Raw genomic sequence first — 21,741 nt, 5'->3', positions numbered from 1 at the left:
CGCAGCGATACGCTATCTATCTCCGGCCAATACAAGGAGAAAATGATGAAGAAGATCGCGACCGTTGTTGCTGCCGCATCCCTGGTGCAAGCCCTGGCCTCGAGTGTTATCGCGGCCGATTTGGTGACCACCTACCAAGCGCCTGAGGCCGACGCGCGTGACGGTGTCAAGATCGGGATCCTGACTTGCGATATCGGTGGCGGTGTTGGTTACGTCCTCGGTTCGGCAAAATCGGTCGATTGCGTGTTTAGCCCGACCTCGGGCAGCGAGGCGCAGGATCGGTACACAGGTGCGATCCGTAAGTTGGGCGTCGATGTCGGGTTTACCACGCGCGGCCGGATTGTGTGGGCGGTGTTTGCACCGACCACGGGATACCATCATGGCTCGCTGGGCGGCCTCTACCAAGGCGCATCGGCTGAAGCGACGCTCGTTGCCGGTGTCGGTGCCAACATCCTCGTTGGCGGCACCAGTGGCTCGGTCCACTTGCAGACGCTGAGCGTGACCGGCCAGCTCGGCCTCAACGTTGCTGCAACCGGGACGTCCATGACGTTGACGCCGCAGGGCTAAGGATGTCTCGCCGGCAATCGTTTGGCGATCGTGCATAAGTCTGGCCGCATTCTCGCGCGGCCAGCTTTTTGGGGTTCGGCAGTGGAGGGAACCGTGAGATATGCCGCAATTCGCTGCAATGGTGCTTTCCGGCTGCAACGCGACTGCGCCGCCGCTTGAGCCCATGCCGGGAAGCCTGACCTATGGGCGCGTCGCACACTCATCCTCCAGGAACGGTCGTCAAGAACACGTTCTTGGGAAAATGGGGCTATCGCACATTTTAGAAATACGTGGTCCAGCCTGATGGAACACTCAAGTTGACCTATCAGCAGACCGCTCCGGACTTCCTGACGGACTGATACTCTGCTGTGCGCTCGGTTGGCTGCCGCTATCGAAGTTTTGGCGGCCCAGCGGTGGAATTGGGCTGAATTTCGTGTTCAGTGGCATGGCGTCCCTGGAGTTTGTGTAGCTTGCGCTCTTCTGCAGTATCGGCGCCGTTTCGTCTGCCTTGATTGGCGACACTCCGACCCCGCGGTCCCGGATTTCTGATCTGTCTGTTTGGCGTGCTGTGCATGGCGCGTTCCTCCCGCAAGAGAAACGCAAAACTCGCGCCGAGGTTCATCGTCGCATGAGAAAAGTGGCCTGTCGTTGCCGTCCATCGACAGGTTCGCAACCCGTGCCTCAGTTTCTGAAAACGGTGCAGGCCGCTCCGGCGGCGCGGACGCTCAGGCAGACCTTGTCGGCTTCCGCGCGGGTCTGCCTGCCGATACGGGCCGCATAGCGCGGCCTGAAGCCGAAGCTGCGATCGCGGACGCGTACGACGACCGGCTCTTCGCTCGCAAGTGACGTCGGAAGCTGGCGCGCGACCGCCGAAAACAGGCGAAGGGCCGCTGCATCGTTGCTATGCGCTGCAAGCTGCGCGCCCCAGGGTGCCCACGGGCCCTGTTGAACCGAGGCGGTTTCGGTCAGCCGGCGTTTGCTGGCAAGTTCGATGCAGCTATCGATGAAGGGCTTGTCCGGGCTCAGAAACTGCGCGGCATCGCCCGGAGGATCGTTCTTCCATTGCTCGATCGTACTCGCGGTTATGGCGAGGACGTAGCTGCGCGTCTCGAAGGGCAGGAGACCTGTATCGAGATAGACCGCCAGTCCCTGCTCGCCGGCATTGTAGGCTGCGGCGGCAAGGCCGAGATTGCCAAAACGTGTCCGCAGCTCGTCGAGATATCGTGCTGATTCCTTGAGGGATTCGAGGACATCGAAACTATCCCTCAACCCGCGCAGCCTGGCCGTATCGGGCATGAACTGTGCAATACCCTGCGCGCCCTTGGGACTGATGGCGCCCGCCCGGAAGCGGCTTTCCCGCCAGATCAGGCGGGCGAAATACTCCGCCGGTAGGTGGTTTTCCCGTGCGAAGTGATCGATCGCGACGCAGAGATCGCGGCCGTATGTCTCGCGTGTGATGCAAAGGCGCTCGCCGGAGTTCGGTACCGCGAGCGAATAGACGCAGACGCGATGGGATGTCGCGGCGGGCGGCTGGGAAACAGCCATCTCGGGATGTGCCGACAGAAAGCCGGCAACAAGAGTAACGAAGCCTGCTTTGCTAAACGATACGCCCACTGCAGCCATCGTCTCTCTGTCGCAATTCGTGGACTTCTGTGCCGAGCCGGAAAAGATACGCCCGTCAATTATGACGGGCGTAGTTGGGAGATTAATACGCATCTGCACGTTAGCAACGCTGAATATGACGTCAAGACAGAAACGGAGCATAGAAGGCTTTTGCCATATGCCTGTTGCCGCCGCTCGACTATTGTCTGCAAAAGAGCTCCCGATTCAGCGAGGCCGCCATGAGACTTTCCGCTTGCATCGAATGGCTGTTCGCAGCCGAAGCCGACAATTTTGCGGACAGGATCCGGCTTGCGCACACGCATGGCGCGGAGGCCGTCGAATTCTGGAAGTGGACGAACAAGGATATCGGCAGCATCGAATGGGCGCAGACGGAAACCGGCATGGAACTCAGTAGTTTTGTTGCCGAACCGATGATTGCCCTCACCGATCGTGCCAATAAGGACGCGTTCCTGAAAGGCCTGAAAAGTTCCATTGAAACGGCCAGACGCCTCGGTGCTCACACATTGATTGCGCAGGCGGGCGATGACCTTCCCGGCAAGTCTCGCCAAGAGCAGAAGGCGGCGCTGATCGAAACCCTGACCGCCGCTGGTGAGATTCTTGAGGGCAGCGGGGTGCGTCTTGGTCTCGAGCCACTCAACACGTTGATCGACCATGTTGGCTATTTCCTTCATTCCACGGTTGAAGGCATCGAGATCGTAAAGGCGACGGGGCGTCCGGAGATCGGCATCATCTATGATATCTATCATTCCGCCGTGATGGGCGAGGCCACGGCCGAGGTGATTGGCGGGGACATCGACCGGGTTTTCCACGTCCATATCGCCGATCATCCGGGCCGGAACGAGCCGGGCAGCGGCGATATCGACCTTAGACGGCGCATCGATTGGCTCGTCGAACATGGATACCACGGTGCGATCGGGCTGGAATATCGGCCGTTGGCGGCGAGCGCCGCGACAATTGTAGAGACCCGGCGTATGCTCGGTTAAGAGCAGCGTGATTCATACTCGGATGGTCTCAGCCATTTCAATCTGACGCGTCGTGCACCATGTAGTGGATGAGTAATGTCTTCCCTCAATCGTGAGGCGACTGTGTTTGTGGAGCGTAACCATGCAATCCCTTTCGGACGTACCTTTGTATTTCGTGGACCAGAGCGAAGGTGCGTGGCCCTCGCGTCGGCGAAAGATTATCGATTGGCTGGTCAATGAAACGCGTGACGAGCGCTTCATCGACAACATATTCGTGCAGATGTGCCAGCGACTGCGTGACGAGGGCGTGCCTGTCGCGCGGGCATCGTTGCATTTCAGAACGCTCCATCCGCAATGGCTCGGTGCTCGCATTCTCTGGAAAGCCGGGTTGGGAGAGGCCAAGATTGATACATTTGGCTATGGTGTCGAGAACACACCGCAGTTCCGCAACAGCCCGGTGAACGAGATTTTCAGCGGCGCGACCGAGGTCCGCAAAAACCTCGAGACGATGCGCGACGGCGACGGCCACCATCAGTTCTATGACGAACTGATACGTGACGGGCTCACGGAGTATATCGCCTGGCCAATGGAACACACGCTTGGCAAGCGGCACATTGCGACCTTCTCCAGCGATCGGTCCGGCGGCTTCGCAGAGGAACATATCGCTTTCCTCAAAGACGTTCTTCCTGCCTTGACGCTTGTCACCGAGATTCGCATCAAGAACATTCTCGCGCGGACTTTGCTGGAAACCTACGTTGGTCCCCATGCCAGCGGACAGATCCTTGCCGGGGCAACGACACGCGGCAGCGGTGCGACCGTCGGTGCGGCGATCCTGATCTGTGACCTGCGCGATTTCACGACGATCTCGGATCAGTGGCCGCGCGACGACGTGATCGACCTGCTGAACGGCTATTTCGACGCGATGTCGGAGCCGATCGAGAAACATGGCGGCGAGATCCTCAAGTTCATGGGCGACGGCATGTTGGCGATCTTCCCGCTGGCCGATCCGATGGCCTGCAGGAACCTGCTGGTGGCAATCAAGGAGGCAGAGGGCGCTGTCGCCACCCTGAACGAGCAGAACGGGCGCGATGGCCGTGAGGTGCTGCGCTACGGGATTGGCGTACATGTCGGCGACGTCATGTATGGGAACATCGGCTCGCGACGGCGGCTCGATTTCACGGTGATCGGGCCTGCGGTCAACGTGGCCTCGCGCCTGGAAAGCCTGACGAAGGAAATCAAGCGTCCGGTGCTCTTCTCCAGGGCGTTCGTCGAGATGGCGTCTTGCAAGGAAGGCATGGAAAGCCTCGGCTCATTCCCCCTTCGGGGATTGGGCGAGCCCGTCGATGTCTTTGCCTTCAAGCAATCGTGAGAGCGGCAGGTATACCGACAAAGCGCGAGCAGGGTTTCTAAACGCGTAGCGGGGTCGTAGGCTACCGGAGTCAAACGATCTTTGAGTCCCTGCCAGGAGACCATCCTTCATGCCCGGTCCGTATGTCGTTCCCGTCCATGGCGACGAGGAACTTCCGAAAGAGTGCGACGTCGTCGTGATCGGCGGCGGCATCATCGGTTGCTCCACGGCGCTGGAGCTCGCCGAACGCGGCCTGCGCGTGACACTCTGCGAGAAGGGCGGGATCGGCAAGGAACAGTCCAGCCGGAACTGGGGCTGGGTGCGGATTTCGATGCGTGATCCGCGCGAGGTGCCGCTGATGGCCGAGTCGCTCAGGATATGGGAGGGGCTCGACAAGCGCACGGGGCGCGAAACCGGGTTCAAGCGGGCCGGCATCGTCTTCATCTGCGCCAACGAGAAGGAACTGGCCGACCACGAGCGCTGGCGCACCAATCTGGACGGCTACCAGATCGAATCCCGCATCCTGACGGCGCGTGAATTCGGCGACGTGGTTCCCGGCTCCAGGCTAGATATGTCGGGAGCGCTCTACACACCAGCCGATGGCCGGGCGGAGCCGCAAAAGGCGGCACCGGCGATCGCTGAGGCTGCACGCGACAAGGGGGCGACGATTCTGACGGAATGCGCCGTACGCGGCGTCGAAACCTCGGCGGGAGCCGTCAGCGGCGTGGTAACGGAGCGCGGGGCAATCGCCTGCAAGGCTGTGGTTTTGGCGGGCGGGGCATGGTCCAGCCTGTTTGCCGGACGCTTCGGGATCGACCTGCCGCAGCTCAAGGTGCTGAACAGCGTGATGCGCACGAAGCCGCTGGAAGGCGGGCCGGAGCAGACGATCTGGGCAAAGGATTTCGCGATCCGCAAGCGACAGGACGGTGGCTATACCGTGGCCTGCGGGCACCACAACATCGTCGACATCGTGCCGGCCTCGTTTCGCTATGCTGCTGCCTTCCTGCCGGCATTACGGTCGGAGTGGAAGTCGCTTTCCTTCCGCCTCGCCGGTCGCTTCGTCGACGAGTTGCGCATTCCGAGACGCTGGTCGATGGATGATGCAAGTCCCTTCGAATATCATCGGGTTCTCGATCCTGTGCCCTCGAAGAGATTGACGCAGGATGCGCTCGGCGGCCTGAAGAGGGCGTTTCCCGTGTTCGAGAGGGCGGAAATCGCGCAGCGTTGGGGCGGCTACATCGATGTCACGCCGGATGCCGTGCCTGTCATCTCGGCTGTCGACGCCATTCCCGGCTTTCATATCGCAACCGGATTTTCCGGGCATGGCTTCGGCATTGGGCCGGCAGCGGGACGATTGATGGCTGATATCGTGACGGGCCGGGCGCCTGCCGTCGACCTGAGCGCGTTCCGATTCTCGCGCTTTACCGACGGCTCGAAGGTAGAGCTCATCAGCGGCTTCTGATTGCGCTGCGCTAGTGCTTCTTCCGCGCTGTTTATACCAGCGTTGCCGCCACCTCGAATGCGCCCGCCACGGCCACGGCGCCTGGATCGCAAACGTGACGAGCGTGTGATCACGCATGTGAATATGGAGTGTCGCGCATGTGCCATCAGGCGCGCAATCTGCAATTGAGAGGTCTGGTACGCCCTAGGGGAATCGAACCCCTCTTTACAGAATGAGAAGCTCTTTTGCACCTGTGCCGAGGCGTGCAAAGAGGCGTCAAAATTGCCTCATCCATTGAAATCACTTAACTTTCTTGTGCCGTATTCTGTAACGAAGAGCCATGCCGTGACAGGGTGAACTGCCCCCGATCTGCCCCTGTAAAAAGCATTCTGTAAAGATCGGCGGACCACTCACACGAACAATGGAGCGCTCCGTGAACGCCTGGTTGCCGATCTGAGACAGTTGGCAGAGCAGGCGGAGGCAAGCGGCGACAGGGCTTCCGCCGTCCGCGCGCTGAAATGCGCATGGCGCATCGAGCGCTACTGTCCTGCCAATCCCGTCCCGCCGTCCATCGACCTGATGCTCGTGCTTGCCGAGAGGGTAGGACCGCTAATACAGCGGTTTGTTCCGGAGGGTGCAGGCAGGGTGGCGGCCGAAATTGCAGAATTGCGCCTGCGCCAGATCGAACTGGCCATAGCCGAACGAGAAAATACAAGCCTTCACAGACATCGTCCGCCTTTTAGCTGGGATCCGTTCCCTATAGTTTGTGTATCAATTGCTCAAGGAGGATCGATACCTTGAGTAGCAAGGGAAGAATAAAGGCGGTGGCCTATCTCCGGACCTCCAGCTCGGCCAATGTCGGGCAGGACAAGGACAGTGAGAGACGTCAGCGCGAGGCTATCGATACCTTCGTCAAGGCAGCCGGTTACGAGATCGTCGACAGCTAACCAGCTGTCGGTTCAGCTTGGTGTGTCAGGGGCTTTGGCACGGCATAAATACCATTCTCACGGAATGCGTTTTGCACTGCCGTCAAGGCTGCGCGGCGGATCATGGACTGTTTGCCTGGCTTCGCCGTGAACGCGGCTTTGATTATCAGCGTCCCATCCTCGACGTCGCCGATCCCTTTACTCTTGAACGGTTCAATAAGGTCAGGGGCAAGCTCCGGGTCTGCAGCAATATCCTGGCCAATCTTCTTGAAGAGCTTCCGGACCAATTCGACATCAGTGTCGAACGCAACGCGAAAGGTCAGCTTCTCGATGGCCCAATCGCGACTGAAATTCTGAATCTTGCCTATCTGGCCGTAGGGCACCGTGGCGATCGAGCCACGCGAGTTGCGCAGCGATACGGACCGTATCGAAATCTTTTCTACCGTTCCCTTGGCACCCGACGTTTCGATGTACTCGCCGAAACGGAATGCGTCATCGATCAGGAAGAAGAGGCCGGACACCACGTCTTTGACAAGCGTTTGCGAACCAAATCCAATAGCGAGTCCAAAAACGCTCAGACCAGTGATCAGTGGCCAAACATTGATGTCAAGTGACACGAGGATAGAGAGCAACGCCAGCATCAGAATGCTGGATTTTCCAACCACACTGAGCAATGGGACGATCGTCCCGAGCCTGGAGCGTGGCGCGACCAGCTTGTCGTTGTCACCCTCGAGTGCTGGACGCCCTTGAATTAAGGCACGAGCGTTCAACGTTCCGACCACGTTCCAAAGGAATGCCGCCACAAGGGAAATCACTGCTATTTGGAACGCTTCGCGTGCAACGCTTCGCAATTCGAAGCCCAGTCCGAGTGCCAGCGGCGTTGCCCACACTGTTCCCAACATCGCTACTGCTCCGATTAAAATAGCGAAGCGCGCTGTCTGTCGCCCGGCGGCCGCGAGAATGGAGATTTTGGGAGATTCCAACTCTCGCTGTGCCCAGCTCGCAATCATTGTATCAAGATGCGGTGTCAGAAAGAGCATGAGGGCCGTCAAAGCCACGGCCGGTCCGGGGAGCGGCGCTCCCAATGTGAGGGCGATCTGGCTGCTGAGAAATGTGATGCCGAGGAATCCGATAACTATTCCCGGCCATGATTTGGCAAGGCGGGTGCGCCAACGGCTCCTCGGACCCGGCCCAGCAACGGCACTGGCCATCGCCCGTTTGTGCCGCCAAACCGCTCTTGAAAATAGAAGAAAGGCGGGAATTCCAACCAAGAACGTGCGGGTTAGGTCAATAAGGCCGGGGCCGCTCCGCCAAAGCTGCAACGTCAAAAGGAGCCCGAACCCCATCATCGTCCAAGCGATCACCAGTTGCAGGTCACGAGCCAGCGCCGACATATGAAAGGAGCGGCCGCGGCATTCCGGGCGGCGGGATGCCATCAAAATGGCTTTCATCAGAAATAAAATGGCACTGCCGATAACTGTGATGACCGTCCAGACTCGAAGCGTCGTCAAGGGCAGCCCCGGATCGGCAAGCAACCTCGCGATGGCAAAACCAATGGCAAGGGCCGCGACTGCAGCCGCCGCCCTGAAGAAGAAACGTTGCCACGCACCTCTCGCTGCACTCCTAATCTTCACTTGCCGAGTGACCACAAGAAATGTGCCGGCTGTTAGCACCGTCACCAGAATGATTTCGAAAGAAAGGAGGAGAAGTGACGTCGAAGCGTCCGCTAGTGCCCCCCGCAAGGCCGCGAACTCGGGAGGCACTTCCAACCACGCAGAAAGCCGCGCATAGAGGCCCACCGCAAAACCGTCGACAGACCGCTCAATGTCCGATATCGCAGCACTGAGGTCCACGCCGGCCGGTAGCTCTTTGGTCATATTCCCCGTCCCGCTTTTGAGGCGATGTTGATGCCTTCACGGATGCCGGGCGCACCCGGTTGGGACGGGTACGCCTCGGTGTGCTGATGCTTATGGCTTTCGTACCATACCAAGCAGGGGCGTCCTCACGGGGGCGGCGACACCGTAGAGGACCACGACGCCCTGCCCGCCGCCCTTGGTCAAGATCGGATCGGTCGGATCCTTGGCGACGACTGCATCGAGGTCGTTCCAATTGTGTGCCGCCCAGTCATTGCCCGCTGGGTCGATGCCGACGTCGGTGATCATCTGGATAGCGCCGCTCTGGAATATGTGGATGACATCGCCTGTCTTCGTCCCCGCCGCGTGACTCTTCGGATCGGTCCCGGCCATCAGCCCAACCCCGCGGCCCCAGAAGTTGCCGAACCAGACGTCGTCGGCGCCGTCGATCGAGACGCCCCACGGCACGCTCACGACGCCGTCACCGTATCCTTTCGAGGTAGATTGGGTGCCATCGGACGTGATCATATTGAGCACGCCGGTTTTCAACTTCGGGTTCTCCTCAAGCACGGTCAGCATGTGCTTCAATGCGATCTCAAACTGCACCATGATCGGGACGCCGTCCGGGATTTTTTCCGGCGGAAACTCCGGCGGCTCGTTGCTGGCAGCCCATAGGTTGCCCTTCGAACCGAGTGCCACGCCGCGGACGCTGCCGCCGACCGTGAATCTCTCGATCTTCGACGGATCATCGACACCGAACCGAACGACTGTGTTGGACTGCGAGTTACTGACCCACACCCGATTCTGAGCGTCGATCGCGACGCCGAAGGGGGATTTCAATCCGGGTACCTCGACGATGCGCCCGTCCGCCACACGACCGCCGGGAAAGTGCAGCAGGCGGTTCCGCGTGCCGTCGGCCATCCAGACGTCGCCGTTCTCGGAGAAGCCGCTCCCCATGAGGCCGCCGAGCTGGCCAGCCATTGGGAAATCGCTTTCCTGACCGATCGGTTTTCCATCGAGGCCCATGAGCAGGATCGTCCCGTTGAGACCACCGATCCAGACCTTGTCCTCCGATACCCCGGTGCCCCAGCCGACGCCATCGAGCCCCATGCCGGTGAACCCGGTGATGGCGGGCGACAGCGCGGTGCCGTCAGGGGCGTACTTCGCTGTGCCTCCGCCGATATTGGCGGCAACGCCGGATTGCGAGCCGGGCATCCAGTTGACACCGCTCCAGATATTGCCATCAGCGTCAATCGACTGTTTGCCTGCGGCGAGCGCCCCGCCACCATCGAACCAGAGCGACAGGGCGAAATCCGACGGCGCATGAAAGAGATAGGGCAGAAGGGGCGCGTCACGCCGCGCGCCGTCCTTCGGCTGTGGGTAGGCTGCGTCAAACAGGCCGTAGAGCGCCGTTGTGTTGACCCAGGGCCGGCGGGCGATACCGGCCATTGCCTGCAAGGTGTCCGTCGGCGCCGCCGCGCCGTCTGCTGTCGCGGTTTTCAGGAATTCGGTCCTCCACGCTGCGTCGGCCGTGGTCGCGAAGGCGGTGATCAGATTTCCCAGGGTGTTCAGTTTCGCCAGCGTCGCCGTCTGGGAACTGTTCAACGGGTTCAAGACCACCTTGCCCCAGGTTCCGGTCGAAGGATCGACGAGGTTCGGCACGTTGCCCGCCGCGATCCGCAACCCTACGTCGTTGCCGCTGATCGCGGTTCCGTTAATAAAGCGCGCGTTGGTGAACACTGACGCGACCGTCGTCAGTTCGTTGACCACGACCGCCGGAGGCGCTTTCTCGCCCAGCACGGACAGCAGGGCCACCGCGTCGCTTGGCCCTGTTCTGGTTGTCAGATAGTAGACGCCGCCAGCCTTGCCTTCAGGAAAGCCCGGCATCTCGAACGCGCCGCTCGCGTCTGTCGATGCCTCGGCGAGCGACGAAGGCGCCGCGTTGCCGGCTGTGCGCCATAGTATCACCTTGGCTCCGGAAACGGCCTGCCCGCCGAGCCTCACCGCGCCGGCAAGGTCGTCTGCAAAACTGGCTTGCGAGAGCGAACACACAGCAAGTGCGGCCACAGACGCTGCCACCCAACGTACTCTGATCATTTCGAGGACCTCCCGTTCGCGCGAACCAACCATTCCGCGAAGGATGTGCTTGCTCCTCATCATAGTCTGGAGAATTGGCGTGCGCATATTGCCCTTTGGGGCAGGAGGCCGCGCGAGGTTTGCAGACGGCCGGCACCATTCGATCGTGAAGGCGGCGAGCCCTACCTGGAAGTCCACCACGTGCGACCTCTGGCAGAAGGCGGTCCCGATACAGCCGACAACGCGGTTGGTTGCTGCCCGAACTGCCACCGCCAGCTGCACTATGACCCAGACCGTGGTCGCCTGCGGCGTTCGGTAATAGGCAGCATTGGAAGATTGGTCGACTATCCGCGCACTACCGGCAAGGAGAAGACAAAAATGGTGCCAGATCCTCAGGAGGTTTAGCTCTCATTTGCGGCGCGTTCCTTGCCCCAAGAAAATGCGCCGGCCATTTCATGTGCCCCCGGCGTGCCCCAGGGTGACGGCTATTACCCGGCTAATGTAGATCATCTCTACGTATTTGATTTATATTAGTAATTTGGTACGCCCTAGGGGAGTCGAACCCCTCTTCCCAGAATGAAAATCTGGTGTCCTAACCGATAGACGAAGGGCGCTTCCTTCGTGGTGGCGCCCTTATAGTCAGGCACTTTGAATCCCGCAAGCGGCAAAACAAGAAAAAATCACAATGGCGCGATTTTTTCTTTGCTTCGCGCTTATGGCGTTCGAAGTGCTATGATTATCGTTTTGATATCACTATGTTATTTCTTGTGCCACACGCTGTTCGCGGCCATGTGGAAAGTTTCAGCGGACGTGGCCGGCCGGAGCCTGCCACGTCGCCAATGTCGCAATTTTCCTCAGGCGCGCACCTCGAAGACCATGTTGAAAGGTGTTTCGGTGGCGCGGCGGAAATGCTTGAAGCCGGCATCGAGGGCGACTTTCCTCAGCTTGGTCTCGCCGGCTTGCGCGCCGAGCGCCAGCCCGACCTCCTGAGAGAGCGAGGCCGGTGTGCAGATCATCGTCGATGCGCCGTAGTAGACACGGCCCACCGGATTGAGGTTGTCCTTCAGGCAGTCATGGGCGAAGGGCTCGACGATCAGCCAGGTACCGTCAGCCGAAAGCGATTCCTTCACATGCTTGCCGGCGCCGACCGGATCTCCCATGTCGTGCAGGCAGTCGAACATGGCGATGAGGTCGTAACTCCCTTCAGGGAAGCCAGCCGCCGGAGCCTGTTGGAACGTGACGCGGTCGGAAACACCGGCTTCCTTGGCCGCGGCCTTTGCCCGCTCGATCGACGGCGCGTGATAGTCGAAGCCGAAGAACTTCGAAGCTGGGTATGCTTGAGCCATCAAGATCGTCGAAGCGCCATGGCCACAGCCGACATCGGCGACTTTCGCGCCGGCCTTCAGGCGGGCTTCGACGCCCTGCAGTGCCGGAATCCAGTCGGCAACGAGATTGTTGTTGTAACCAGTGCGGAAGAAGCGCTCCGTACCTCGGAACAGACAAGTGCTATGCTCGTGCCATCCCACGCCCTTCCCGGTACGGAAGGCGTCGGCCACCTTGGGTTCGTCCATCCACAAGGCCTGCACGACCTGAAAAGCGCCAGCGAAGAAGGCAGGGCTGTCCTCCTCGGCAAAAACCATTGCCTGCTCCGGCGTCAGGTGAAAGCGATCGGTTTTCTCGTCATAGCTGAGGTAGTCGGCGGCCGCGAGCGCGGACAGCCATTCCCTGATGTACCGCTCCTTTATGCCGGTTTCCTTCGATACATCAGACGAGTTGCGTGGCTTTCCGTCGGCCATGGCCTTGAACAGGCCGAGGTCATCGCCAAGCACCACCAGCGCTCCGGATACGGCCGCGCCTACGTCGCCGATCAACCGACCGACGAGTGCATCCACTTTCTGCATGTCAGGTTCGCGCATGTCTTCCTCCATCGAGAATGCAGGAAAGGACCAGCCCCGGTGGACTATATCACCGTCAGCGTTTGCCGCGAAGGCGACAGGATGGCATTGCGGTGATACATTTTCCGTTTGCAAATGCAGGGCGATCAATGGACATATTTAACGTGTTGGTTGCGCCAATTGTCGCGTTGACAAGAAAATGGGTCGGATTGATAGTTCGATCGCCCTGGAGGCTTGGAGGAAAGATCATGATCAAGCATTTCACTATTCTTGCATCCGTTTCCCTGCTCGGGGCGCTGGCGTTTGCAACGCCGTCCTCGGCGCTGAGCATGAAGGAATGCAGCGCGAAGTATAAGTCGGCGCAGGCTGACGGCTCTGCGAAGGACATGAAGTGGAATGACTTCCGCAAGGCGCAATGCGGCCCGGATGCGACGGCCGAGCCGGATGTTACGCTCAATAGCGGCGAAGAGCCGGCAAAGCCGACGATGACGGCGCCCAAGGGCGTTTCGTTCCCGACAGCCGTTGCACCGAAGTATGCGAAGGAAACACCTGGCAAGGGCCGGATGCACACTTGCGTCGACTCCTACCATCAGAACAAGGACGCCAACACGCTCAATGGCCTGAAATGGATTCAGAAGGGTGGCGGCTTTTATAGCCTCTGCAATGCCAAGCTGAAGAGCTGATGGACCGTTGCGCATCTCGAAAGGCCCCGTTATTGGGTCCGTTATTGGGGCCTTTTGTTTTACGCGCTACGGTGGCGATGTGCTCAAACTGGTCGGCCAGAAGTGCTCTAAACAAAAAGGCCGCCGGAAGTCCGACGGCCCTTGAATTCGGTGCTCCAATCGGCCTAGTGCAAAATCTGGCTGAGGAAGAGCTTGGTGCGCTCGTGCTGCGGATTGTCGAAGAATTCGGCCGGCGAATTCTGTTCGACGATCTGGCCCTGGTCCATGAAGATGACGCGGTTGGCGACCTGACGGGCAAAACCCATTTCGTGCGTCACGCAGAGCATGGTCATACCTTCCTCGGCCAGTCCGACCATGGTCTCCAGGACTTCCTTGATCATTTCGGGGTCGAGCGCCGAGGTCGGCTCGTCGAAAAGCATGATCTTCGGGTTCATGCAGAGCGAACGGGCGATCGCCACGCGCTGCTGCTGACCGCCCGAGAGCTGGCCCGGATACTTATGGGCCTGCTCCGGGATCTTGACGCGCTTCAGGAAGTGCATGGCGATCTCTTCCGCCTGCTTCTTCGGCATCTTGCGCACCCAGATCGGTGCCAGCGTGCAGTTTTCCAGAATGGTCAAATGCGGGAAGAGGTTGAAGTGCTGGAAGACCATACCGACTTCGCGGCGCACTTCATCGATCTTCTTCAGGTCGTTGGTGAGTTCGACGCCATCGACGATGATCTGGCCCTTCTGGTGTTCCTCCAGACGGTTGATGCAGCGGATCATTGTCGACTTTCCGGAGCCCGAGGGGCCGGCAATGACGATGCGTTCGCCACGCATCACCTTCAGACTAATGTCGCGCAGCACGTGAAAATCGCCGTACCACTTGTTCATGCCGATGATGTCGACAGCAACATCGGTTGCCGAAACGGTCATCTTCTTTGGTTGAGCCTCAGCCATGCGTTCGTTCCCTTAATCTTTTATCGTTTGTGGCCGGTATCGAGATAGCGTTCCATAAAGCCTGAATAACGCGACATGCCGAAGCAGAACAGCCAAAAAACGAAGCCTGCGAAAATCAGCCCTGTCAAGGGCGTCACTGCGCTTGCCCAGTTGGCGTCGGTAAAGTTGAACCGGACAATGCCAAGCAGATCGAACATGCCGATGATCGATACCAGCGACGTGTCCTTGAACATGCCGATGAAGGTGTTGACGATGCCGGGGATGACCAGCTTGATCGCCTGCGGCAGGATGATGAGGCGCATCTTCTGCCAGTAGCCGAGCCCGAGTGAGTCGGCGCCTTCGGACTGGCCCTTCGGGATCGCCTGCAGACCGCCGCGGATGACCTCGGCCATATAGGCAGACGCAAAGATCGCAACACCGATCAGGGCGCGCAGCAGTTTGTCGATCGTGTATCCGGTAGGCAGAAACAGCGGCAGCATCACGCTCGCCATGAAGAGCACCGTGATCAGCGGTATGCCGCGGATGATCTCGATGAAGGCGACGCAGACCATCTTGATGACAGGCATGTTTGAGCGGCGACCAAGCGCCAGGATGATGCCGAACGGCAGCGACACGGCAATGCCGACGAACGAAAGCACCAGCGTCACCATCAGGCCGCCCCAGAGCGGCGTGTCGACGATCTCAAGGCCAAAGCCGCCGTAAAGCAGCCAGAAGGCAAGAAGCGGCAGGACGATGAAAAGCAGGATCGCGTTGGTGCCCTTGAACGGCGCCTTGGGTATGAGCATTGGCACCAGCAGGAGCACGAACAAGATCCCGACGATCGTCGGGCGCCAGCGCTCGTCGAGGGGATATCGACCGAACACGAACTGGTCGAACTTCGCATCGACGAATGCCCAGCAGGCGCCGCTCCAGCCGTCGGGCTGAGTGCCTCCCTGAACGGCCGTTGCGCAGAACGTGCGATCTGTTCCGGTCCAGACGGCTTGAATGAACAGCCAGTTAATCATGTGCGGCAACGCCCAGGCGAGGAGGGCAACGGCGAGAACCGTCAGCACGATGTCCTTGGGAGTTGCCAGCAGGTTCTTGCGAATCCAGGCCAGCGGGCCACTTTCGCTGCGCGGTGCAGGTTCGGCGTCGAGGAAGTTGGTTCTGACGAAGGGTTGGTTGGAAGTCGGCATCTTATCTCTCCACCAGAGCCATCTTGGCGTTGAACCAATTCATCACGAGCGATGTGAGAATGCTGAGGGTGAGATAGATGACCGCCCAGATAAACACGATTTCGATCGCCTGACCTGTCTGGTTGAGGATTGTGCCGCCGACGGCAACGAGATCCGCGAAGCCGATGGCGATGGCGAGCGACGAGTTCTTGGTCAGGTTCAGGTATTGGCTGGTGAGCGGCGGAATGATGATGCGCAAAGCCTGCGGAACCACGACGAGGCGCGTGACGCTCGCCGGGTGCAGGCCAAGTGCACCTGCTGCTTCGGACTGGCCCTTCGGCACGCCACGAATGCCGGCGCGAACGATTTCGGCAATAAAGGCCGCCGTATAGAAGGACAGCGCTAGAAACAGCGACATGAATTCCGGTCCGACGACGGAGCCGCCGGTAAGATTGAACTTGCCGGCGACCGGTACGTCGAACGACAGCGGCAGGCCGGAAAGGAGGAATATCAGGATCGGCAGGCCGACAATCATACCGGTGGAAACCCAGATGGTATGGAATTGCTTGCCCGTGGCTGCCTGACGCTTGTGCGCCCAGTGCGCGATAATCGCGGATGCCACGATCCCGACCAGGAATGCCGCGCCAACCGCCCACATACCTTCACCGAAGATCGGCTTGGGGAATGCGAGTCCGCGATTGTTGAGGAACATGTTCAGCGGTAGATGCAGCGAATCGCGCGGCCCTGGCAGAACGGCAAGAACGCCCTGATACCAGAAGAAGATGACGAGCAGGGGCGGGATGTTGCGGAAGACCTCGACATACACCGTGCACAGCTTGGCAATCAGCCAGTTATGCGACAGGCGGCCGATGCCGACGATGAAACCGATGATCGTTGCCGTAATAATGCCGGTAACTGCTACCAGAAGGGTATTGAGAAAGCCAACCAGCAGCGCGCGGCGATAGGTGGCGTCGCTGGAATAGCCGATCAGCGACTGGCCGATGTCGAAGCCTGCGCGCCCGTTCAGGAAACCGAAGCCGGAGGCGGTACCGGAGCGGGTCAAATTCTCAGCTGTGTTGTGGGCAATCCACCACACGAATCCGACGATGACCGCGACGGTCAGGACTTGGAAGAAAATGCCCCGAAGCCTCGGGTCGTAGATCACCGACTGGAAACTCCAGCCAGTGCTTTGCACATGTGATGTGTGCACAGCCTCTTGCGTCATGCCGAGCCTAATCCCCTATGAGCCCGTTTTCGGGCTTTTCTCTTTATGATGGGAAGGCGGAAACCGCCTCCCCACACCTTCGTCAGTCGATCAACGGACCGGCGGGGCGTACTGTATACCGCCCTTGTTCCACAGCGCGTTCAGGCCGCGCTCGATCTTGAGCGGGCTGCCCTGGCCGACGTTGCGTTCGAAGACTTCGCCATAGTTGCCGACGCCCTTGATGATGTTGTAGGCCCATTCATTGGTGAGCCCCATGTCGGTGCCAATTTTCGTATCGGCTTCCGTGCCAAGGAAGCGTTTGATGTCGGGATTTGCCGAGTTCTTCATCTCGTCGACGTTTGCCTGCGTGATGCCAAACTCTTCGGCGTTCACGAGCGCATAAGCCGTCCACGACACGATGTCGAACCACTGGTCGTCACCCTGACGAACGGCCGGGCCCAGCGGCTCTTTGGAAATAATCTCCGGAAGGACTATGTGCTCGTCGGGGTTCTTCAGCGTCAGACGCAGCGAGTAGAGGCCGGACTGGTCGGTGGTATAGACGTCGCAACGGCCGGCGTCGTAGGCGGCGTTGACTTCGTCAAGCTTCTCGAAAACGACCGGATTGTACTGGAGGTTGTTCGACTTGAAATAATCGGCAAGGTTCAATTCCGTCGTCGTGCCGGATTGCACGCAAACGGCCGCGCCGGACAATTCGAGCGCCGACTTCACGTTCAGGCTCTTGCGAACCATGAAGCCCTGGCCGTCATAATACGTGACCGGGCGGAAGTTGAAGCCCTGCGCCGTGTCGCGGTTGATTGACCACGTGGTGTTACGAGACAGGACGTCGATTTCGCCCGACTTCAGCGCCGGGAAACGGTCCTTGGCCGACAGCGGCGTGTATTTTACCTTGGTCGGGTCGCCGAAAACGGCCGAAGCAACTGCCTTGCAGAAGTCGACGTCGAAGCCGGCCCAATTGCCGGAAGCGTCAGGCTGCGCGAAACCGAGAAGGCCTGTGTTGACGCCGCACTGAACGAAACCCTTTGCCTTTACGTCTTCGAGCGTAGTGGCAGACGCTGCCGAGGCGCCAAGCCCGAAAACTGCTGCGCCGATCGCGGCGGACAGAAGCTTAATCTTCATTTTTCCCAACCTTTTCCTTTGTCTTATCTTTTTGTGGGAGCGTTCGCCGAAGCAAGCAAACCTCCCAGATGACCCGACACCCTCCCGGCGCGAGTGGTGCTATCACAGTCGCAAATGTCACTATGGTCAAGTGTCGCGTTGAAAGATTGCGTGATATTTCGGCAATTCCCTATTCGCGGCGCGCAAAAGAGGCAGATGGCTATCGAAATGGCGGCCTTTTGCCGAAAAAAATCGCGCAAAATCACTGATATATCTGAATAACCTGCATGGCAGGGATGCGTTGCCCGGTCCTGCTTCGGGGTTGACCGATGGTTTCGCTCGGTTCAAAAGTTGCCGACTGCATCCCTCCGCCAAAGGCATTTCCAACATGAAAGACAGAGAAGGCCCGCTTCACAACGCTGGCATCAACACGCGCCTTTCCCACCTCGGCAACGACCCGGCCGAATTCCACGGTTTCGTCAACCCGCCCGTTGTCCATGCCTCCACGGTCCTCTTCCCGAACGCGCGAGCAATGGAAACCCGTGGCCAGAAGTATACGTACGCAACGCGCGGTACCCCGACGACGGATGCCCTTTGTGAGGCAATCGATGCCCTGGAAGGGTCGGCCGGAACGATTCTCGTGCCGTCGGGCCTCGCTGCGGTTACCGTTCCGTTCCTGGCATTCCTCTCGGCCGGCGACCACGCTTTGATCGTCGATTCGGTTTATGGGCCGACCAGGCATTTCTGCGATACGATGCTGAAGCGCCTCGGCGTTGAGGTCGATTACTACGATCCGCTGGTGGGCGCGGCTATCGAAGCGCTGATCAAGCCGAACACCAAGCTCGTCCATACGGAAGCGCCAGGCTCGAATACCTTCGAAATGCAGGATATTCCGGCGATTGCCGCAATCGCGCACAAGCACGGTGCGGTGGTGACGATGGATAACACCTGGGCGACGCCGGTCTACTTCAAGCCGCTCGACTTCGGCGCCGACATCTCCATTCACGCCGCCACCAAATATCCGTCCGGGCACTCCGATATCCTGATGGGGACGGTCTCGGCAAACGCCAAACACTGGCCGCAGCTTCAAGAAGCGAACATCACGCTTGGCATTTGTGGCGCGCCCGACGACGCCTATCAGATCCTGCGCGGGCTGCGCACCATGGGTGTACGCCTGGAGCGCCACTATGAAAGCGCGCTCACGATCGCCAAGTGGCTTGAGGACAGGGAGGAGGTCGCGACAGTGCTGCATCCGGCGTTACCGAGCTTCCCGTCGCACGAATTATGGAAGCGCGACTTCAAGGGCGCGAGCGGCATCTTCTCCTTCGTGCTTGCCGTCGACGCCCCGGAAAAGTTCAAGGCGAAGGCGCACGCCTTCCTCGACGCGCTGCAGATCTTCGGCCTCGGTTGGTCGTGGGGCGGTTTCGAAAGCCTCGCCGTTCACGTCAACCTGAACGATCGCCGCATTTGCAAGGCGCCAGCCGAAGGGCCGGTCATCCGTCTGCAGATCGGGCTTGAGGACGTCGTCGATATCAAGGCAGATATCGAGCGCGGCTTTGCAGCCGCCAACGCCGTCTGATCAGGTGCCGGCGCGGTAGCCGTAAATCCAGTCGAGATCCGCCGCGAGACTTTGCGGCGCTCGCAGCGCTAGGACGACGTCACGGCCGATGCGTATCGGTCCGCGGGCGTGATAGGCAAACTGGTTGAACGCGCCGCGCTGGCGCAGTCGCGCTATCCTCGGGGTGCGGCGCGCTTCGAACAACGGTAGAGCTTCGGCGACCGGGCGCGTCGCAACGAACATCGCGAGCTCACAGGCATCCTCGATCGCCATCGCGGCACCTTGGGCCGCAAAAGGCATCATTGCGTGCGCTGCGTCGCCGATAAGCACGCAGTCGCGGCCGTCCTGCCAGCGGCCGTTTGTCGTTTCGTAGAGCGGCCAGAAGGTCATGTCTTCGGCCTTGCCGAAAAGCTCTGTCATGGCAGGGTGCCACCGAGAAAAACGCGAAAGCAGCTGCTGACGCTGGGCTTGCGTCGGCTGCGTGATCCAGGCATGCGGCGCGCCATTGCCGGCCGTGATCGCCACCATATTGAAACTGTCGGTTTCCCTGAGCGGATAGCAGACGAGATGCGCCGACGGACCAAGGAACGCCGAGACGCCATTGCGTTCAAGAAATGTGGGCGCGTTTGCGGCGCCAACCGTGAAGCGGTAGGCGATATTGCCGGAGAACCGGGGCGAGGGGCTGCCTTCGATGCTTTCGCGAACCTGCGACCAGACGCCGTCGGCGCCAACCAGAAGATCCTTTCGGCGTGATAGGTTCGACAATACCCGACCCTTGATCTGCGCTCCAAGATGCAGTTGGCAGAGCGGCTCTTTGGCGACGGCGTCAAGCAATGTTCGCTGTAGCGTGGAGCGATGCAGGACGCCGTAGGGAGCCCCCCACCGGGCACGTGCAAATCCGCCGGCTGGAATGGCCGCGAGCTGACGCAGCGTGGTTCCGGACATCAGCCGAATGGATTCTGGCTCGAGCCAGGCTTCGGCCAGGCGCTCGAGGATGCCAAGCTCGGCCAGAATGCGTGAAGCGTTCGGCGAAATCTGCAGACCGGCCCCGACCTCGGTCAGATCAGGCGCCTGCTCGAAAATTTCGGAACTGATGCCACGCTTCGCCAGCGCAAGCGCAGCTGTAAGGCCCGCTACGCCCGCGCCGACAATGGCGGCATGTTCAGCCGGCATAGGCTGTCCGATCTCGATTTGGGGTCAGGCAGCCTTGACGTGGAAGACGCAACCAGCGGGATTGGTCTGGTTTGCCTTCAGCGCACCGTTAAAGCGGTAAAGGGTCGAGCAGTATGAGCAGACCTTCTCGTTCTCGTCGCCCATGTCGATGAAGATGTGCGGATGATCGAACGGAACGGAGGCGCCGGTGCACATGAATTCCTTCACGCCGACTTCGATAACGCGGTGTCCGCCGTCGTTCTGGAAGTGGGGAATGTTGTGGCCGGCCATGTTCGTCTCCGAATGCTTTGTAACGTGCGCGGACCTTATAGTCGTTCACTACAAATGTGTAGAGCCAAAGAGAGGCGGGACGCACAGTTTTTGCAACCGCGAGGGTTTCAGTTCGGCGGCCTATAAAATATGGTCCGGAAAAAAAGGACAGTCCGATGAACTTGAATACGCCCGCCTTTTCCAGCTTCACGCATGACGGTCTGAAGCTCGCCTTCTTTGACGAAGGTGATCCGTCGGGGGTGCCGGTGGTGCTGATCCACGGATTTGCCTCCAGCGCCAACGTAAACTGGGTTCATCCGGGCTGGCTGAAGACATTGGGCGATGCGGGTTATCGGGTCATCGCCATAGATAACCGGGGACACGGTGCGAGCGACAAGCCGCGCGACGCCGAGGCCTATCGTCCTTGGCATATGGCGAGCGATGCGGTTGCGCTCCTCGATCACCTGGGAATTCCGGAAGCCAACATCATGGGCTATTCGATGGGAGCCCGCATTTCCGTGTTCGCGGCACTTGCCCATCCCGACCGCGTCCGCTCGCTGGTGCTCGGCGGTCTTGGGATCGGCATGACGGATGGCGTCGGCGATTGGGATCCCATTGCGGATGCCTTGCTGACGGCTTCCCTCGAAGACGTCACCCATGATCGCGCACGCATGTTTCGTGCTTTTGCCGATCAGACGAAAAGCGACCGCGACGCGCTCGCTGCCTGTATCAAGGGGTCGCGTGATCTCGTCGCACGGTCCGATATGGCCAAGATCGACGCTCCAACCTTGATCGGCGTTGGAACGAAGGACGACATTGCGGGTTCAGCCCAGGAGCTTGCAGCACTGATGCCCCGTGCACGGGCGCTCGATATTCCCGGTCGCGATCACATGCTGGCTGTCGGAGACCGGATCTTCAAGACGGCGGTGCTGGAGTTCTACGCCGAAGTCGCCGGATAGTGACTTGGCTTTGTCGCGGCGGTTCGGGACGGCGCAG

General features: G+C 59.9%; 19 protein-coding genes, 1 tRNA gene and 1 pseudogene. 10 read left to right on the top strand and 11 right to left on the bottom strand.

Features of this window, described 5'->3' with window-relative positions:
* Positions 1–45 precede the first annotated feature (45 nt).
* The gene (locus LPU83_RS51260) at positions 46–567 is read left to right on the top strand and encodes a DUF992 domain-containing protein (RefSeq protein WP_024318017.1); all 522 of its coding nucleotides are present in this window, start codon (positions 46–48) and stop codon (positions 565–567) included.
* Between the two features lie 100 nt (positions 568–667).
* Positions 668–905: pseudogene (locus LPU83_RS74160) on the top strand (hypothetical protein).
* Between the two features lie 322 nt (positions 906–1,227).
* Here LPU83_RS74160 and LPU83_RS51245 read toward each other — a convergent pair.
* Complete coding sequence (locus tag LPU83_RS51245) at positions 1,228–2,169, bottom strand: lytic transglycosylase domain-containing protein (RefSeq protein ID WP_024318018.1); 942 nt, start codon at positions 2,167–2,169, stop codon at positions 1,228–1,230.
* 218 nt (positions 2,170–2,387) lie between these two features.
* Here LPU83_RS51245 and LPU83_RS51240 point away from each other — a divergent pair, with 218 nt between their 5' ends.
* From LPU83_RS51240 to LPU83_RS51225, 4 genes are all read left to right on the top strand, one after another.
* Positions 2,388–3,152: a TIM barrel protein gene (locus tag LPU83_RS51240; RefSeq protein ID WP_024318019.1), complete on the top strand. Its 765-nt coding sequence runs from the start codon at positions 2,388–2,390 to the stop codon at positions 3,150–3,152.
* 121 nt (positions 3,153–3,273) lie between these two features.
* Entirely contained in the window at positions 3,274–4,500 is a 1,227-nt protein-coding gene (locus LPU83_RS51235; protein ID WP_024318020.1) for an adenylate/guanylate cyclase domain-containing protein, read from the top strand.
* A gap of 109 nt (positions 4,501–4,609) precedes the next feature.
* Complete coding sequence (locus LPU83_RS51230; protein WP_024318021.1) at positions 4,610–5,941, top strand: NAD(P)/FAD-dependent oxidoreductase; 1,332 nt, start codon at positions 4,610–4,612, stop codon at positions 5,939–5,941.
* Between the two features lie 776 nt (positions 5,942–6,717).
* Entirely contained in the window at positions 6,718–6,867 is a 150-nt protein-coding gene (locus LPU83_RS51225; protein WP_231052285.1) for a hypothetical protein, read from the top strand.
* On the opposite strand, the gene LPU83_RS51220 is transcribed toward LPU83_RS51225, so the two are convergent.
* Both LPU83_RS51220 and LPU83_RS51215 read right to left on the bottom strand, forming a co-directional pair.
* The gene (locus LPU83_RS51220) at positions 6,864–8,723 is read right to left on the bottom strand and encodes a mechanosensitive ion channel family protein (protein WP_037069846.1); all 1,860 of its coding nucleotides are present in this window, start codon (positions 8,721–8,723) and stop codon (positions 6,864–6,866) included. The genes LPU83_RS51225 and LPU83_RS51220 overlap by 4 nt on opposite strands.
* A gap of 90 nt (positions 8,724–8,813) precedes the next feature.
* Positions 8,814–10,796, bottom strand: coding sequence for an NHL repeat-containing protein (locus tag LPU83_RS51215; protein ID WP_037070321.1), 1,983 nt, complete (start codon positions 10,794–10,796; stop codon positions 8,814–8,816).
* 45 nt (positions 10,797–10,841) lie between these two features.
* Here LPU83_RS51215 and LPU83_RS75835 point away from each other — a divergent pair, with 45 nt between their 5' ends.
* On the top strand, positions 10,842–11,180 hold the full coding sequence (locus LPU83_RS75835; RefSeq protein WP_374046215.1) for an HNH endonuclease: 339 nt from the start codon (positions 10,842–10,844) through the stop codon (positions 11,178–11,180).
* Positions 11,181–11,314: 134 nt separating this feature from the next.
* Here the strand turns inward: LPU83_RS75835 and LPU83_RS51205 are convergent.
* Both LPU83_RS51205 and LPU83_RS51200 read right to left on the bottom strand, forming a co-directional pair.
* A tRNA-Glu gene (locus LPU83_RS51205) sits at positions 11,315–11,389 on the bottom strand.
* 240 nt (positions 11,390–11,629) lie between these two features.
* On the bottom strand, positions 11,630–12,691 hold the full coding sequence (locus LPU83_RS51200) for a class I SAM-dependent methyltransferase (RefSeq protein ID WP_024318025.1): 1,062 nt from the start codon (positions 12,689–12,691) through the stop codon (positions 11,630–11,632).
* A gap of 227 nt (positions 12,692–12,918) precedes the next feature.
* Between LPU83_RS51200 and LPU83_RS51195 the strand changes: the two genes are divergently transcribed.
* Entirely contained in the window at positions 12,919–13,353 is a 435-nt protein-coding gene (locus LPU83_RS51195) for a hypothetical protein (RefSeq protein ID WP_024318026.1), read from the top strand.
* Between the two features lie 164 nt (positions 13,354–13,517).
* On the opposite strand, the gene LPU83_RS51190 is transcribed toward LPU83_RS51195, so the two are convergent.
* From LPU83_RS51190 to LPU83_RS51175, 4 genes are all read right to left on the bottom strand, one after another.
* Entirely contained in the window at positions 13,518–14,291 is a 774-nt protein-coding gene (locus LPU83_RS51190) for an amino acid ABC transporter ATP-binding protein (protein ID WP_024318027.1), read from the bottom strand.
* Between the two features lie 20 nt (positions 14,292–14,311).
* The gene (locus LPU83_RS51185) at positions 14,312–15,466 is read right to left on the bottom strand and encodes an amino acid ABC transporter permease (protein WP_024318028.1); all 1,155 of its coding nucleotides are present in this window, start codon (positions 15,464–15,466) and stop codon (positions 14,312–14,314) included.
* A 1-nt stretch (position 15,467) separates the two neighbouring features.
* Entirely contained in the window at positions 15,468–16,670 is a 1,203-nt protein-coding gene (locus LPU83_RS51180) for an amino acid ABC transporter permease (protein WP_024318029.1), read from the bottom strand.
* Positions 16,671–16,760: 90 nt separating this feature from the next.
* Positions 16,761–17,786 carry an amino acid ABC transporter substrate-binding protein gene (locus LPU83_RS51175; protein ID WP_024318030.1) on the bottom strand — a complete coding sequence of 342 codons (1,026 nt, stop codon included), beginning with the start codon at positions 17,784–17,786 and terminating at the stop codon, positions 16,761–16,763.
* 367 nt (positions 17,787–18,153) lie between these two features.
* Between LPU83_RS51175 and LPU83_RS51170 the strand changes: the two genes are divergently transcribed.
* Positions 18,154–19,344: a cystathionine beta-lyase gene (locus tag LPU83_RS51170; RefSeq protein ID WP_024318031.1), complete on the top strand. Its 1,191-nt coding sequence runs from the start codon at positions 18,154–18,156 to the stop codon at positions 19,342–19,344.
* On the opposite strand, the gene LPU83_RS51165 is transcribed toward LPU83_RS51170, so the two are convergent.
* Both LPU83_RS51165 and LPU83_RS51160 read right to left on the bottom strand, forming a co-directional pair.
* The gene (locus LPU83_RS51165; protein ID WP_024318032.1) at positions 19,345–20,496 is read right to left on the bottom strand and encodes an FAD-dependent monooxygenase; all 1,152 of its coding nucleotides are present in this window, start codon (positions 20,494–20,496) and stop codon (positions 19,345–19,347) included.
* 24 nt (positions 20,497–20,520) lie between these two features.
* Positions 20,521–20,766: a zinc-finger domain-containing protein gene (locus LPU83_RS51160; RefSeq protein WP_007790335.1), complete on the bottom strand. Its 246-nt coding sequence runs from the start codon at positions 20,764–20,766 to the stop codon at positions 20,521–20,523.
* Between the two features lie 155 nt (positions 20,767–20,921).
* Between LPU83_RS51160 and LPU83_RS51155 the strand changes: the two genes are divergently transcribed.
* Positions 20,922–21,704 carry an alpha/beta fold hydrolase gene (locus LPU83_RS51155; protein WP_024318033.1) on the top strand — a complete coding sequence of 261 codons (783 nt, stop codon included), beginning with the start codon at positions 20,922–20,924 and terminating at the stop codon, positions 21,702–21,704.
* Positions 21,705–21,741: the final 37 nt, after the last annotated feature.

It is taken from the genome of Rhizobium favelukesii, assembly GCF_000577275.2.
Taxonomy (GTDB): domain Bacteria; phylum Pseudomonadota; class Alphaproteobacteria; order Rhizobiales; family Rhizobiaceae; genus Rhizobium; species Rhizobium favelukesii.
The sequence above is the reverse complement of the archived record's forward strand: the minus strand, read 5'-3'. Positions and strand labels throughout refer to the sequence as shown.